Source organism: Rummeliibacillus sp. POC4 (assembly GCF_003576525.1).
Taxonomy (GTDB): Bacteria; Bacillota; Bacilli; order Bacillales_A; family Planococcaceae; genus Rummeliibacillus.
Genome location: NZ_QWUA01000051.1, coordinates 1 through 14,088 on the forward strand (window position 1 = coordinate 1; position 14,088 = coordinate 14,088).

The window sequence follows — 14,088 nt, forward strand, 5'->3', positions numbered from 1 at the left end:
TTATATATTAATAAATTTATAATGGAGGTCATTTAAATGACACAAGGTACAGTAAAATGGTTTAACGCAGACAAAGGTTTCGGTTTCATCGAAGTTGAAGGCGGAGAAGACGTATTCGCTCACTTCTCAGCAATCCAAGGAGAAGGTTTCAAATCTTTAGAAGAAGGCCAAAAAGTTGAATTCGAAGTTGAACAAGGCCAACGCGGACCACAAGCTGCAAACATTGTAAAACTTTAATTTTTTAAAATTAGTTAGTTTTAGAAGTATCTAAAAAAGAGAAACCTTCAATTAGGTTTCTCTTTTTTAATTAGTTAGACTCCAGCGTTTGTTTTTTTATGCTTTGCACAATTTGTGCAAGGTTTTTTTATTAAGAGCAATATTTAGCTTTATTAGCTTCACTGATTTGATCTAACTAAAAAAGCATTCAAATCTATCAAATTAGGAATAGATTCGAATGCTTTTTCATATGGTTTACTAGTTAACGTTTCTATATAAGCCTACTACTTTACCGAGTACAGAAACATTCTCTACAATAATTGGATCCATCGAAGAGTTTTCAGGTTGAAGACGGAAATAACCTTCTTCTTTATAGAATCGTTTTACGGTAGCTTCATTTTCTTCGGTCATGGCAACTATAATATCACCATTATTCGCAGAAGCTTGTTGTTTCACAATGACATAGTCGCCATCTAAAATGCCAGCTTCAATCATAGATTCACCCATAATTTCAAGCATAAAAATATTGTCATCGGAAGTTCCGTAAGAATCTGGAATAGGGAAGTATTCTTCAATATTTTCGATAGCAGTAATTGGCATACCTGCTGTTACTTTACCAACTAGAGGAACATGAATAACACCTTGTTTTGAAATGTTGTCTTGGTCCAAAATTTCAATAGCACGAGGTTTTGTTGGATCCCGACGAATAAGGCCTTTGCTTTCAAGTCTATTTAAATGTCCGTGAACTGTAGAGCTTGATGCTAAACCAACAGCTTCACCAATTTCTCGGACGGAAGGTGGGTATCCTTTTGTACGAACTTCTTCTTTGATAAATTCTAGAATATCTTCTTGTCTTTTCGATACTTTTTTCAATCCAATCACCTCTTATCTTAGTATTCTGCTAATTATTAAAATTAGTATAGCATTACCGAACAAATAGTGCAAACATAAGTTCGAAAACATATTTGACAAAAACAAACGTTCGTATTATATTGAGAACATACATTCCGAACAAATATTCGATGAAAGGAAGATTTATATGAATTGGATTAAAAGAAATCAAAATACAACATTACTTCTTGTTTTTGCGTTTATTGCTATGATCATTTTACTTATAACTTATAGAGATACAACAACATATACAAATATTAAAGTACATGAAGGAGATACACTTTGGTCTTTGGCTAACCAGCACAAAGGCGATTTATCTAACGAAGAATGGGTTCGTCTAGTAAAAAGTGAGAACAATATAATTGACGATAAAATTATTGCTGGTCATACTTTAGTTATTCCTGAAAATAAACAAACTAAGATGACAGAAAAAAGGATAGAATTGGCGAGTGACAAAAAATGATGAATGAAAAAGCAGTAATATACTGTCGGGTAAGCACAGAAAAAGAAACCCAAGACACTTCAATCGAGAGACAAGAAATTGAATTAAAATCCTTCGCAAAAGAAAAAGGATATGAAGTAGTGGAAGTGTTTACTGATAGACATAGTGGGTATGATATTGAGAGAGAAGGCTTATTAGATTTATTGGAATATATGAAGGAATATCACATTCCAACCTTATTTGTTCAGGATGAAACACGTTTAGGACGTGGTAATGGACGAATGGCAGTTTTGCATTTATTGAAAAAGATGAATGTTGATATATTCACTTTAAGTGATTCTGGAAATCTGAAGTTAAATGAAATGGACACGATGCTCCTTGAAATATTAGCACTAGTTGAAGAGTATCAGCGGAAACTACATAATGCTAAAATACGTCGAGGCATGAGAAGAGCTGTAGAAAATGGCTATAGACCAGAAAATAATTTGAAAGACCGTGGCAACCCTGAAGGAAGAGAAAGAATTGATGCACCTATTGAGCAAATCGTCAATTTAAGACAAACAGGAATGACCTTTGAAGAAATAACAGCTACTTTAAAAGGATTAGGTTTTCAAATAAGCAAAGCTACAGTTCATAGGCGTTTTAAAGAATATGAAGAAAACCTTGAACAAATAAAATGATAAATTATAAAAGCAGCAGAATTTCTATTTATAGAAGTCTGCTGCTTTTATGGCTAAAATACTTTCTTCATATAAAATCATTAATCCATATTTCAATTCGTCCAAAGATGCATACGCATAGGATAAACGTATATGGGTTGAATCTTCTGTGTCATAAATATACCCCGGATTGACCAATACATTTCTTTTCAAAACCTTCAAAAATAATTCTCTTGTAACAATTGGTTTATTGTATTTAAGCCAAATATAGAACCCGCCCTTTGGACTTTCCCAAGTAGCAATTGAATGGAAGTACTCAGACAGTATAGATATCATAAAATTAGCACGCGATTTTAACTGTGACTTCAATTCTACCAAATGTTTTTGATATAACCCTGAAGTTAACCAATAGGTTACAATTTTCTGCGAAATTGCGCTTGATCCATAATCCATTTGCATTTTTATATCTGTTAATCTTTTTATAACAGGAGTAGGGCCAATAATCCATCCAATTCTTAATCCAGGGCTTAACGTTTTTGAAACGCTACTGATATAAATCACTTGTCCAGAAGAATCAAAAGATTTTATAGAATGACTGTCAGTCTCAAATAACAAGTCAGCGTAAACATCATCTTCTAAAATTGGTATTTGGAGTGATGTACATATTTCATAAAATCGTTTCTTTTCTTCAGTAGACCAAACTTTTCCTGTTGGATTATCCAGAGTTGGTACAGTATAGTAAATAGTTTGACGATGCTTTTTCAATGAATATAGTGTTGTTGAGAGAGCGGCATCGCGTTTGATCGATTTCATTTGGATACCATATGATTGAAATGGATGAATAGAATTTAGATACGAAATGGGTTCTTGGAAAACAATCGACCCTGGTTCAAAGAGACTCACTGCCATTAGCTGGAGAGCTTGTAGTGCACCTGAAACAATAAGAATATTGTCAGGTGTAGTTGCAATACCTCTCTTTTTTACATGTTGGCAGACGGCAATGCGTAATTCTTCGTGCCCCTGTGGCGAAGAATAACCTATATCCTTTCCAGTTAGTGAAAGATTCTGAAGTGATTCTAACAGTTCCTTTGTTGGTAATAAGTTAGGAGAAATTTCCCCTGTTCCTAATCGAATGATGGAATCTTCCTGTTCATATTCATTTATTAATTGGATCGTACGATAATTAGGTTTATGAATGCTTTCGTCAATATACCTTTGCCAATTAGGTTGCTGCTTCTTCGCTAATAGATTCCAAGAATTATTCGCAACAAATACGCCTGCTCCCCTTTTAGCTTCTATAATACCATCTGCTTTTAATTCATCTAAAGCCTGTTGAATCGTGCTTCTATTAACTTCAAATTGTAAAGCAAGCTGTCGTTGAGTAGGGAGTTTTGTTCCTACCACCCAATTACCGGTATTAATTTGATTCGTAATCCAATTTATAATTTGATGGTGTAAACTACTCGATGAGTTGCGATTTGGTTTCCACAAAAACGTCAATCCCCTTTCGAAAATTGGGTGGGTAAAATCCCAACCAATTGGACCTTTTATAATTTATATAACATAGTACGATAGTAGAAAGAAAGGGTGTTGAACGATGCAAGCATTTGTACACGGAATCATTTTAGCATTCGGATTAATTTTACCATTAGGCGTTCAAAATATTTTTGTTTTTTCACAAGGTGTTACACAACCAAATATATATAAGGCTTTACCTGCAACTCTAGCTGCAGCACTTTGTGATACATTATTAATTTTTTTAGCAGTTTTTGGCCTATCCATCATTGTTTTGCAATTTGAATGGATTCGATTGATCCTATTGATCAGTGGCATACTTTTTTTATGTTATATGGGAAAGGTTATATGGAGTTCGGTGGGAGTGACTAACCTAGAGGAGGGGCGAGCTCTTCCGATAAAACAGCAAATCCTTTTTGCATTATCTGTTTCTTTGCTAAATCCCCATGCGCTTCTTGATACGGTAGGTGTGATAGGGACAAGCGCATTAAAATACAAGGGGATAGATCAAATTCTGTTTGCAACCGCTAGTGTTGGAGTTTCTTGGGTATGGTTTTTTAGTTTAACAATCACAGGAGCCTATTTAAAAAAATTACATATTTCAGGGAAAGTATTTATTGTTTTCAACAAACTATCTGCATTGTTTATATGGGGAACTGCTATTTATCTATTGATAAATTTAGATTGATTTTTTTGTTATTAATAAGATATTATAATAAATTCATATAATTTGTGAATATATGAAGCTTTAAGCTTGCGCTTGAAGCTTTTTTTTCATACCTTTAAATTAATGTATTTATGAAAGGTGTGTTTTACTTGTTACCAAAAGAGAAAATTCAACGTATAAATTATTTATCAAAAAAATCCAAAGAATCAGGTTTAACTGTCGAAGAAGCAAAAGAACAAACTGCTCTTCGTAAAGAATATTTAGATGCGTTCCGTTCTTCGATGCGAAAAACAATTGAAAATGTTCGCGTATTCGATCCGAATGGCGATGAAGTGACACCGGAAAAAGTAAAAGCAATCCAAAAAAGAAACAAACCATTAAATTAACAAAACAAATGCTCAAAAAGCATTGTTTTATCTTATAATGTTGACTACACTTAAATTGAATTAAATTTTGCTTTTAGAAAGGATGTCTATTCATGACTGTACAAGCAGATCAGCTTGCAATTAATACAATCCGTACTTTATCTATCGATGCAATTGAAAAAGCAAACTCTGGTCATCCAGGTCTTCCAATGGGTGCAGCTCCAATGGCTTATACACTTTGGACAAAACAATTACACCACAATCCTAAAAACCCTAAATGGTTTAACCGTGATCGATTTGTGTTATCAGCAGGACATGGTTCAATGTTATTATATAGCTTACTACATTTAGGTGGTTATGATTTACCAATGGAAGAGATTAAAAACTTCCGTCAATGGGGTTCATTAACACCAGGACACCCAGAATATGGCCATACTGTTGGCGTAGAAGCAACTACTGGTCCACTTGGACAAGGTATTTCAATGGCAGTCGGAATGGCAATGGCAGAAGCACATTTAGCTGGCGTCTACAATAAACCAAACAATGATATTATCAATCACTATACATTTGCACTTTGTGGCGATGGAGACTTGATGGAAGGTGTCTCTGCAGAAGCAGCTTCACTTGCAGGTCATTTACAATTAGAAAAACTAATTGTTCTTTATGATAGTAATGACATCTCTTTAGATGGAGATTTAAATAAATCATTCTCAGATAATACAGCAGAACGCTTTAAAGCATATGGTTGGAATTATTTGAGAGTAGAAGATGGTAATGACATTGAAGCGATTAACGCTGCAATCGAACAAGCAAAAGCGCATAAAGGTCAACCAACTTTAATCGAAGTAAAAACTGTAATTGGATTTGGTTCACCGAACAAATCTGGTAAATCAGCTTCACATGGTTCACCACTTGGTACGGACGAAGTAGTCTTAACTAAACAAGCTTACGAATGGGAAAATGATGACTTCTTTGTTCCTGAAGAAGTGTATGAAACATTTAAGCAAGCAGCAAAAGTACAAGGAGAAGATGCAGAATCAGCTTGGAATGCACAATTCTCATCTTATAAAGAAGAGTATCCTGAACTAGCTTCTCAATTAGAACAAGCTATCTCGGGTAAACTTCCAGCTGATTTTGATGCTGAAATCCCAACTTTTGAAGTAGGTAAGTCAATTGCGACTCGTTCTTCTTCTGGAGAAGTGATCAATGCATTAGCTAAGAAAATCCCTGCATTCTTCGGGGGAAGTGCTGACCTAGCTGGTTCTAATAAAACAACTATTAAAGGTGCTGGAGATTTCTCAGCAACTGATCGCGAAGGACGTAATATTTGGTTTGGTGTGCGTGAGTTTGCAATGGGTGCAGCACTTAATGGTATGGCATTACATGGCGGAGTGAATGTCTTTGGGGGTACATTCTTCGTATTCTCTGATTATGTACGTCCAGCAGTTCGACTTGCAGCTCTTATGGGTCTACCAGTAACTTATGTCTTTACACATGACTCTATTGCAGTTGGAGAAGATGGACCAACACATGAACCTATCGAACAACTAGCTGCTTTACGTGCAATGCCAAATCTATCTGTTATTCGCCCAGCAGATGCAAATGAATCAGCAGCAGCATGGAAACTTGCCGTTTCATCTGAAAATCGCCCAACAGCATTAGTATTGTCACGTCAAAACTTACCAGTTCTTGATGTTGATGTACAAACTGTTTACGAAGGTGTAGCAAAAGGTGCTTATGTTGTAGCAAAAGCTAAAAAAGAGGTGGCAGATGCACTTCTTCTTGCAACAGGTTCAGAAGTACAATTGGCAGTTCAAGCTAAAGCAGAACTTGCAAAAGAAGGAATCGACGTAACAGTTGTATCTATGCCAGACTTTGCACGTTTTGAAGAACAAGACGAAGCATACAAAGAAAGCGTATTGCCAAAAACAGTCAAAAAACGTTTAGCAATTGAAATGGCTTCATCATTTGGTTGGCATAAATACACTGGATTTGAAGGAGACGTCCTTGCTATTGATCGTTTTGGTGCAAGTGCTCCTGGTGAAACAGTCATGAAAGAATACGGCTTTACAGTCGAAAATGTTGTCGCAAAAACGAAAGCATTATTAACGAAATAACCACTTTAAAAAATGTTGTTATTTAAAGCATATTTCATTTGAATGAGAGAACTTTTTCGGAATGGTAATCGATTTCGACGAAAGATTTACAACAAAGAATTTAAAGTATTTTAAAAAGTAGAGGTGATTAGCCTCTACTTTTTGTTTTTTGACAAAGAAAGTGGATTATTTACAGTTCAAATTGACAAAATATTTGATATGTTCAAGGTATAATTACTTGAAAGAACGGAAAGGAGTGGCAATAGATGCGTGTTTACTCAATCTTTCATGTCAAAAAAAAGCATCAGTCATTTGTGTACGGGAGAGAACGATTATTATTCGAATTGATCAATGATTTAAAGTCTGAAGAAAACACTTTTTATCCTTCACAAGAATTAGCTTATTTATGTGAGCTATTGCCAGTAGAAGAGATTGAAGAATTTATAGGGCAATATTTGACCAATAATTTTTCGACTATTGAAATGAAAAATCATGAAATATTTTTGGCAAATGAGTTTAAAGGAGATCTACATATTGAAATACAGCCATATTATATGGTCGTAACTTGTGTAGGATCACGAATGCTAGAATTAGATTTGTTTGCAACATTATCGAAATTTAGTACAGGTTTTATCGGTTTTAACAAAAATGAAATGGAATGCGGATGGTTAAAACCGCCTAAATTTTCAGTGCTGGCAAATTAAATTTAAAAATTTAGTTATTCCATGTACCCGTTAAATGTAGGATAAATCCGATAAATAGTAGTATCGGGATAGTTTTTATTGTATAATCCTCTTTGGAGATATTTTTCTCGTATGCGAATTTTAGAGGAGGAACACAAGTGAATACTGCATTAGCGATTACTTTAATAGTAGTAGCATTAATCGTAGGATTAGTTGGAGGATTCTTTATCGCTCGTCAATATATGATGAAGTATTTAAAAGAAAATCCACCTATTAACGAACAAATGTTACGTATGATGATGACTCAAATGGGACGTAAACCATCTGAAAAACAAATCAAACAAATGATGAATCAAATGAATAAATTAAGCAATAAATAAAAAAATAGCACTCAGATGAGTGCTATTTTTTATCTAGGTTTAAAATGTATTCTTGAAGGAAACTTCTTACCGTTTCCTCATATTCTTGAGGGTTCTTATTAAAAGATTGGGCATGCTCACCTTCTTCAAATAACTTTAAAGTCTTGGGACCATTCTTCAATCGATATAATTCAATTGTCATACCTGGTAAGATAAAGTCATCTGGTAGACTGTGAATAAAAAGAACAGGTTTTTTAATATTCGTTACTGCAGTGCGTGGTGCAATATTTTTTAACCAATAACCTTCACGTAAACGTAAAAATAGGTCAGCTAGTCTTACAGCCAATGTACTTCTAAATGGTGTTTGTTTTGTAAGAAGGTAGTAAAGCTGTTCTGAAAAGTCTGAGTAAGGGCAATCAGCAATATAAAAATCAGCTTCATCTTCTAAAGTGCCCGCGTATAATAATGTTGTTGCAGCACCCATAGATTCACCATGAACACCAATTACTGCGTTGTTATCAAGTTGCTCTTTTATGTGGTGTAAAACTGCTTGTAAGTCAAATTTCTCATAATAACCGTAACTTGTTGTTTCGCCCCCTGTTTCTCCATGCCTCCTATGATCATAAACTACCGTATTAAAACCGAGACGTTCAAATAATCGTACATACTTTATAGAATTTACCTTGTTTTCAGTTACGCCATGACATACAATCATTGTATTTGAAGTATTTAATGGTTTAAAGTAAATACCTTTTATCGTATATCCATTAGGTGAATCGATATTCAAGTATTCTTTTTCTACCGTAGCGTACCACTTTTCATCGTATCGTAATGCCTTTTTTTCACGTTCTAATATAAAATTATCGTCTTTTTTCTTAATATATATAATTCTACTTGTGATAATATATCCAATTATTGTGACAATCGCTCCTACAATTCCTGTAAATAGACCAAAAATCCAAACAAATCGTTTCTTCATACGCATCACCACTTTCTATCTTTGTTGATATAATTTATACTGCGCACTTGAAATTTCCTCTTTTAAAAAGGGTTGCAAATGTTTTAAGGATTTACATACTTTTTGTATATCTATTCCTGTTTGAATACCCATTTGTTCAAGCATAAAGACTACATCTTCTGTAGCTACATTGCCTGTTGCACCTTTAGCAAAAGGACAACCACCTAACCCTCCTGCCGAGCTATCAAATCGATTGATACCAGCTTGAAGTGATGCGAAAATATTAGCTAAGGCCATTTGACGAGTATCATGAAAATGAGCCGTTAATAATACGTTGGGTAATTCTTGTTTTAGTAAGGAAAAAAGAGAATAGCTTTCTACTGGGTTCGCCATTCCGATTGTATCTGCAACACTTAATTCATCGACACCTAAATCTACAAATTGTCTACAAAGTGCTAAAGTATCTTCCGGAAAAATCCCGCCTTCGTATGGACAATAAAATGCTGTAGAAATACATGCACGAACAAAGACGCCCTCTTTTTTTAAGTCTTTGATAATAGGAGTTAAAGTATTCATCGATTCAAGTGTCGTTTGATTTATATTCTTTTTGTTGAATGTATTACTTACTCCAACGAAAACTGCTATTGCCTTGGAATTTAAAGAAAGAGCTTTTTGAATTCCTATCTCATTTGGAGCCAATACATACTGTTTTCCTATTTTATTTACATTCATCACGATATCTGTATGATCTGCCATTTGAGGTACCCATTTAGGCGAAACAAAAGAAGTGATTTCCATTTCTTTAATACCAGCATCTTGTAGGCTATGGATAAAATTGAGTTTTTGAATAGTGGGGATGATATGTTGTGTATTTTGAAGGCCATCTCTAGGACCAACTTCAATAATTGTTACTTGATTAGGTAAGTTTAACATAAACAGCATTCCTTTCTATACTTATAGTGGGTTAGATGAAAAGGTGAAAGCCGATTTAAGAAAAAATGTTTTTACTATATCCTATGATTAAAGTTTGTTAACTATTGATAAGTGTATGATTCAGTATTAAAATTGAGGAAAATATATCATATGGAGCATGTTTCGTTTATGTTATGTAGGGGAGAAGAATGGTATGGCAAAGAAAAAGAGAAAACAAATAAACCAAAATCAGTCAAATTTAGTCGATAAAGAAGAAAAAGTAACTCTTCAAGATCAGCTCAATGGTGATGTATTAGCTAAGTTGAAGCTTGCAAAAAAAGAATTAGTTGCAAAAGAACAAAAACAACAAGAAGAAAAAGCAGCACAGCTTGCATTTGAGAAAAAACAAATCGAAAAAAATAAATCATTTGCAGAGTTACTTGAAGAATACGGAGATAAAGGCTCTAAATTTTGATGAATTACAAGAATGCGTTAGGAGAATAATTCTCGCTAACGCATTTTCATTTTTTAGTCTCGATGAGAAGTGTAGAAATCAGGTTTTGTTAAGCTGATTATTTCTTCAATATTATCAATAGATTCCATAGCTTCATACGCATGAATTGTAGAAGATAGTTGTTCCTTTGTACTTGCACCAACGACTGCAGAAGCAATTGCAGTGTGGTTTAAAATTGTTTTAAGTGAAGCTGCAAGTATTAAAGGTGTAGCTTGAGAGAGTTTAGTTAAAGTATTTTGAAGCTCATCTTTAGAATAAGATAGATACCCATCCGTATTTATTAGCCGTTTTTGCCACTCATTTGTTAACAATCCTTTTGCGATTGAGCCTCTAGTAACAATGGATGCACCATTTTCTTGGATAAAATCAAGCCATTCTTCGGGTCTTCTATCAAGTAAACTATATTGCATCATAACTGAGATAGCATTACTTGCAGGTAAAAAACGTTTCAAGACATTTGGCCTAATAGAAGAAATGCCATATTCTCGAATCAATCCTTCTTGTTTTAGTTCTTCAAAAGCTTCTATTACTTCGTCCCAATGATCATCAATAGTCCCACCATGCAGTTGGTATACATCGATATAATCAGTTTGTAAGCGATGTAAACTATCTTTAATCCCAGTCTTTATATGAGCCTTTGATGCATCCCAATGCCATGAATTGCCTTGCTTATCCCACACATTCCCAACCTTTGTTGCTAAAACAATATCTTTTCTCTTTTCTTTAATAAGTTGTCCAACAATTTCTTCATTCAAACCGTGATTATATAGATCAGCTGTATCAAAATAATTGATACCAAAATCAAGTGCTTCATCGATAATATAGGAAGCATCTTGTAAGTTTGTTGGTAGGGACATGCACCCTAAACTTATTTCGGAAATATGTAAATCGCTAGAACCTAATTGACGAGTTTTCAAATCATATTCCTCCTTTTTAATAATGGTACAATGATTTATAGAAAAAGAACAATAAAGGTGGATAAAAATATGAATAAATTTGAAGAAACAACGATTTCTACAGAGAAAATTTTTGAAGGACGTGTCATTAAAGTACAAGTAGATGAAGTAACTTTGCCAAATGGAAAAAAATCTACAAGAGAATTAGTGAAACATCCTGGAGCTGTTGCAATTATTCCAATAACGAGCGAAGGGAAAATTGTAATGGTAGAACAATTTCGTAAACCACTCGAACGTAGCATTATTGAAATTCCAGCAGGCAAACTAGAACCAGGCGAAAAGCCAGCATTCACCGCAACAAGAGAATTGGAAGAAGAGACTGGTTATGGTGCTTCGCATTTAGAAAAGATTTACTCATTTGCGACATCACCAGGATTTTCTGATGAAGTTATTCATTTATTTGTTGCACGAGATTTATTTAAAATAGCACAACCTGCGAGTTTAGATGAAGATGAATTTGTAGAAATCATGGAAGTTTCAATTGAAGAAGCTGAAAGATTAGTGGAAGAAGAAAGAATTTTCGATGCTAAAACAATCCTAGCAATTATGTGGGCAAAAAATAATCTATTAAAATAAGGTATTTTTAAGAATGATGAGCATAGGTTGTACTATTAGAAAGTAGGTGACCTATTGAATCGTTCCTCGCAAATAACTTATTTTTTCCTAATTATCTCAATTGGATTTATCGGTGGTATTATCGCATTTAAATTATCAACTCCATCTCAAAATGAATGGTTAATATCTATCATGGATCCACGATTATTGTTGGAAGGTAAGCCAGCAATTTGGCAATCACTTTGGCCGGCATTTACTCCGTATGTATTTTTAGTGCTACTTGCTACGCATCAATGGTTTAGACATGCTACTAGATTAGTTGTGGTATGTAAAAGTGCCTTCTTTGGCTTCTGTTCAGCGTATTTAATAGCTACCCAAAATGCATTTTGGAATTATGCTCTTTGGTGGTTTCCAGTACAATTTTTGTATACTTGTTTATTATTATTGTTTTCAATTGTACTTGTTCCAAAACCATTTTATAATAGTCGAAAAAAGGGTATACATTGGAAGAGAATTATCGTAATAAGTGTTATGACCATGATAATTTTACTCATAGAATTAGTCATAATACATTTTATGTTTTAAAATTTGATTATTAGATGATAATGATTATCAATAAATAGTCATTATAAGAATTTGGTCGCTTAATCTTGTAATGAGAAATACATCTTTGGTATAATGGTAGAAGTTTAGGGGGGCGTCGTATGGAGAGCCGAATTGATCGAATAAAAAAACAATTACATGGTGCTAGCTATAAACTGACGCCGCAACGAGAAGCGACGGTTAGAGTACTTTTAGAAAATGAGGAAGATCATTTAAGTGCTGAAGATGTTTATCTTTTAGTGAAAGAAAAAGCACCAGAAATCGGTCTAGCGACTGTATATCGTACATTAGAGTTACTAACAGAACTAAAAATTGTCGACAAAATAAATTTTGGTGATGGAGTATCTCGTTATGATTTACGACAAGAGGGAGCAGCTCACTTTCATCATCACCTCGTATGTATCGAATGCGGCGCTGTTGATGAAATTCAGGAAGATTTACTTGAAGATGTGGAAGCGGTTGTCGAAAAACGATGGAATTTCCAAATCAAAGATCACCGTTTAACATTTCATGGTATTTGTTGGCGTTGCAATGAAAAGCACGCTGCAGAAGACAAAAACAAAGAGTAAACATACGGAAAAGTTAATAGCAAGTAAGTAAAGGATGGCGGAGGTGCTGTCCTTTTTTATTTTCACTTTACTATTTCAATGATTTATGAAAAGTTTAAGTGGGGAGAATAGAAAACTGATTTGATGTACAGAAAAGTCATCAATAAAATCTAAAGCTTGGTTGTTTTTGGCTTAATGGAGGAATGAAAGCTGTGAAACAAGAAATACAAGATATGATTGCAGATTACATACATTTTTTACGGGTTGAACGTCAACTATCTACAAATACATTGCAATCTTATGAGAGAGATATTAGAGACTATACACAGAATATATTCGACATCCAACAACTTGAAACATTTGATGATGTTGAGCGTTATCATATATTGCAGCATTTACAAACGTTGCGCAATAAAGGAATATCTGCTCGTACAGTTTCAAGGCATATTTCAGCAATTCGCTCTTTCCATCAATTTTTGCTTCGAGAAAAAAGATGTAGTAACGATCCAACGATTCATATTGATATGCCGAAAATTGAACAAAAATTACCAAGAGTATTATCAATTGAAGAAATAGATAGACTAATTGCAGCTACAAATGTAGCCAAACCACAAGGTGTTCGTGATCGTGCAATGTTAGAATTACTTTACGCAACAGGTATGCGTGTAAGTGAATGCATTGCTTTAAATTTAGAAGATATTCATTTAACAATGGGTTTTGTACGTGTCTTCGGAAAAGGTGGTAAGGAGAGAATTATTCCTCTAGGCGGTACTGCAATTGACGCATGTACAAAATATCTAAATACTGCACGTTTTCAATTGGAGAATCCTAAATTACGAACAGAAGCATTATTTATAAACCAAAGAGGAAAAAGGCTAACTAGACAAGGATGTTGGAAATTATTGAAGGGCTATGCGGAAAAGGCTGGTATAGAAAAAGAACTAACACCACATATTTTAAGACACTCTTTTGCTACGCATTTAATCGAAAATGGTGCAGATTTAAGAGCTGTTCAAGAAATGTTAGGGCATGCTGATATTGCAACAACTCAAATTTATACACATATTAGTAAAACTAGATTATCTGAAGTTTATAAACAATTCCATCCTAGAGCATAGTTTTTACATTAGTCAGATGTCTGACCTTTAT

18 protein-coding genes are annotated in these 14,088 nt (G+C 34.1%); 13 read left to right on the top strand and 5 right to left on the bottom strand.

Translation table 11 applies throughout. From position 1 onward, the window contains the following. The first annotated feature begins 36 nt into the window (after positions 1-36). Entirely contained in the window at positions 37-237 is a 201-nt protein-coding gene (locus D1606_RS12810; protein WP_119416409.1) for a cold-shock protein, read from the top strand. 237 nt (positions 238-474) lie between these two features. On the opposite strand, the gene lexA is transcribed toward D1606_RS12810, so the two are convergent. Continuing rightward, complete coding sequence (lexA, locus tag D1606_RS12815) at positions 475-1,089, bottom strand: transcriptional repressor LexA (RefSeq protein ID WP_119416410.1); 615 nt, start codon at positions 1,087-1,089, stop codon at positions 475-477. 166 nt (positions 1,090-1,255) lie between these two features. Between lexA and yneA the strand changes: the two genes are divergently transcribed. Both yneA and D1606_RS12825 read left to right on the top strand, forming a co-directional pair. Next, a complete protein-coding gene (yneA, locus tag D1606_RS12820; RefSeq protein ID WP_119416411.1) occupies positions 1,256-1,570 on the top strand; it encodes a cell division suppressor protein YneA in 315 nt (104 codons plus the stop codon). Continuing rightward, positions 1,567-2,229 carry a YneB family resolvase-like protein gene (locus tag D1606_RS12825; RefSeq protein WP_119416412.1) on the top strand — a complete coding sequence of 221 codons (663 nt, stop codon included), beginning with the start codon at positions 1,567-1,569 and terminating at the stop codon, positions 2,227-2,229. The genes yneA and D1606_RS12825 overlap by 4 nt, the downstream gene beginning before the upstream one ends. A gap of 24 nt (positions 2,230-2,253) precedes the next feature. Here D1606_RS12825 and D1606_RS12830 read toward each other — a convergent pair whose 3' ends face one another. Further along, positions 2,254-3,699 (bottom strand): aminotransferase-like domain-containing protein, encoded by a 1,446-nt coding sequence (locus D1606_RS12830; protein ID WP_119416413.1) that lies wholly within the window; start codon positions 3,697-3,699, stop codon positions 2,254-2,256. A 106-nt stretch (positions 3,700-3,805) separates the two neighbouring features. Here D1606_RS12830 and D1606_RS12835 point away from each other — a divergent pair, with 106 nt between their 5' ends. The 5 genes from D1606_RS12835 (at position 3,806) to D1606_RS12855 (ending at position 7,914) form a co-directional block, all read left to right on the top strand. Beyond that, entirely contained in the window at positions 3,806-4,411 is a 606-nt protein-coding gene (locus D1606_RS12835) for a LysE/ArgO family amino acid transporter (RefSeq protein ID WP_119416414.1), read from the top strand. Between the two features lie 128 nt (positions 4,412-4,539). Continuing rightward, complete coding sequence (locus tag D1606_RS12840) at positions 4,540-4,776, top strand: DUF896 domain-containing protein (RefSeq protein ID WP_119416415.1); 237 nt, start codon at positions 4,540-4,542, stop codon at positions 4,774-4,776. A 92-nt stretch (positions 4,777-4,868) separates the two neighbouring features. Beyond that, entirely contained in the window at positions 4,869-6,872 is a 2,004-nt protein-coding gene (gene tkt / locus D1606_RS12845; protein WP_119416416.1) for a transketolase, read from the top strand. Between the two features lie 245 nt (positions 6,873-7,117). Further along, on the top strand, positions 7,118-7,555 hold the full coding sequence (gene sirA, locus D1606_RS12850; RefSeq protein WP_119416417.1) for a sporulation inhibitor of replication protein SirA: 438 nt from the start codon (positions 7,118-7,120) through the stop codon (positions 7,553-7,555). Positions 7,556-7,692: 137 nt separating this feature from the next. Continuing rightward, positions 7,693-7,914: a YneF family protein gene (locus D1606_RS12855; RefSeq protein ID WP_119416418.1), complete on the top strand. Its 222-nt coding sequence runs from the start codon at positions 7,693-7,695 to the stop codon at positions 7,912-7,914. Positions 7,915-7,936: 22 nt separating this feature from the next. On the opposite strand, the gene D1606_RS12860 is transcribed toward D1606_RS12855, so the two are convergent. Then, positions 7,937-8,872: an alpha/beta hydrolase gene (locus D1606_RS12860; RefSeq protein WP_119416419.1), complete on the bottom strand. Its 936-nt coding sequence runs from the start codon at positions 8,870-8,872 to the stop codon at positions 7,937-7,939. A 15-nt stretch (positions 8,873-8,887) separates the two neighbouring features. After that, positions 8,888-9,784 carry a hydroxymethylglutaryl-CoA lyase gene (locus D1606_RS12865; RefSeq protein WP_119416420.1) on the bottom strand — a complete coding sequence of 299 codons (897 nt, stop codon included), beginning with the start codon at positions 9,782-9,784 and terminating at the stop codon, positions 8,888-8,890. A gap of 193 nt (positions 9,785-9,977) precedes the next feature. Here D1606_RS12865 and D1606_RS12870 point away from each other — a divergent pair, with 193 nt between their 5' ends. Further along, complete coding sequence (locus D1606_RS12870; protein ID WP_119416421.1) at positions 9,978-10,238, top strand: YqkE family protein; 261 nt, start codon at positions 9,978-9,980, stop codon at positions 10,236-10,238. Between the two features lie 53 nt (positions 10,239-10,291). On the opposite strand, the gene D1606_RS12875 is transcribed toward D1606_RS12870, so the two are convergent. Further along, a complete protein-coding gene (locus D1606_RS12875) occupies positions 10,292-11,194 on the bottom strand; it encodes an aldo/keto reductase (protein WP_119416422.1) in 903 nt (300 codons plus the stop codon). 69 nt (positions 11,195-11,263) lie between these two features. Here D1606_RS12875 and D1606_RS12880 point away from each other — a divergent pair, with 69 nt between their 5' ends. From D1606_RS12880 to xerD, 4 genes are all read left to right on the top strand, one after another. After that, positions 11,264-11,809: an NUDIX domain-containing protein gene (locus D1606_RS12880; RefSeq protein ID WP_119416423.1), complete on the top strand. Its 546-nt coding sequence runs from the start codon at positions 11,264-11,266 to the stop codon at positions 11,807-11,809. 54 nt (positions 11,810-11,863) lie between these two features. Then, on the top strand, positions 11,864-12,373 hold the full coding sequence (locus D1606_RS12885; RefSeq protein WP_119416424.1) for a hypothetical protein: 510 nt from the start codon (positions 11,864-11,866) through the stop codon (positions 12,371-12,373). Between the two features lie 119 nt (positions 12,374-12,492). Beyond that, positions 12,493-12,960: a ferric iron uptake transcriptional regulator gene (gene fur, locus D1606_RS12890; RefSeq protein WP_119416425.1), complete on the top strand. Its 468-nt coding sequence runs from the start codon at positions 12,493-12,495 to the stop codon at positions 12,958-12,960. 203 nt (positions 12,961-13,163) lie between these two features. Further along, positions 13,164-14,057 (top strand): site-specific tyrosine recombinase XerD, encoded by an 894-nt coding sequence (gene xerD / locus D1606_RS12895; protein WP_369973805.1) that lies wholly within the window; start codon positions 13,164-13,166, stop codon positions 14,055-14,057. Positions 14,058-14,088: the final 31 nt, after the last annotated feature.

What these genes read in the sequence shown, in the direction of transcription:
- D1606_RS12810 (WP_119416409.1), top strand. Translation starts at nt 37, where the DNA reads ATGACACAAGGTACAGTAAAATGGTTTAACGCAGACAAAGGTTTCGGT.
- fur (WP_119416425.1), top strand. Translation starts at nt 12,493, where the DNA reads ATGGAGAGCCGAATTGATCGAATAAAAAAACAATTACATGGTGCTAGC.
- D1606_RS12835 (WP_119416414.1), top strand. Translation starts at nt 3,806, where the DNA reads ATGCAAGCATTTGTACACGGAATCATTTTAGCATTCGGATTAATTTTA.
- D1606_RS12865 (WP_119416420.1), bottom strand. Translation starts at nt 9,784, where the DNA reads ATGTTAAACTTACCTAATCAAGTAACAATTATTGAAGTTGGTCCTAGA.
- D1606_RS12870 (WP_119416421.1), top strand. Translation starts at nt 9,978, where the DNA reads ATGGCAAAGAAAAAGAGAAAACAAATAAACCAAAATCAGTCAAATTTA.
- D1606_RS12880 (WP_119416423.1), top strand. Translation starts at nt 11,264, where the DNA reads ATGAATAAATTTGAAGAAACAACGATTTCTACAGAGAAAATTTTTGAA.
- D1606_RS12825 (WP_119416412.1), top strand. Translation starts at nt 1,567, where the DNA reads ATGATGAATGAAAAAGCAGTAATATACTGTCGGGTAAGCACAGAAAAA.
- sirA (WP_119416417.1), top strand. Translation starts at nt 7,118, where the DNA reads ATGCGTGTTTACTCAATCTTTCATGTCAAAAAAAAGCATCAGTCATTT.
- tkt (WP_119416416.1), top strand. Translation starts at nt 4,869, where the DNA reads ATGACTGTACAAGCAGATCAGCTTGCAATTAATACAATCCGTACTTTA.
- yneA (WP_119416411.1), top strand. Translation starts at nt 1,256, where the DNA reads ATGAATTGGATTAAAAGAAATCAAAATACAACATTACTTCTTGTTTTT.
- D1606_RS12860 (WP_119416419.1), bottom strand. Translation starts at nt 8,872, where the DNA reads ATGAAGAAACGATTTGTTTGGATTTTTGGTCTATTTACAGGAATTGTA.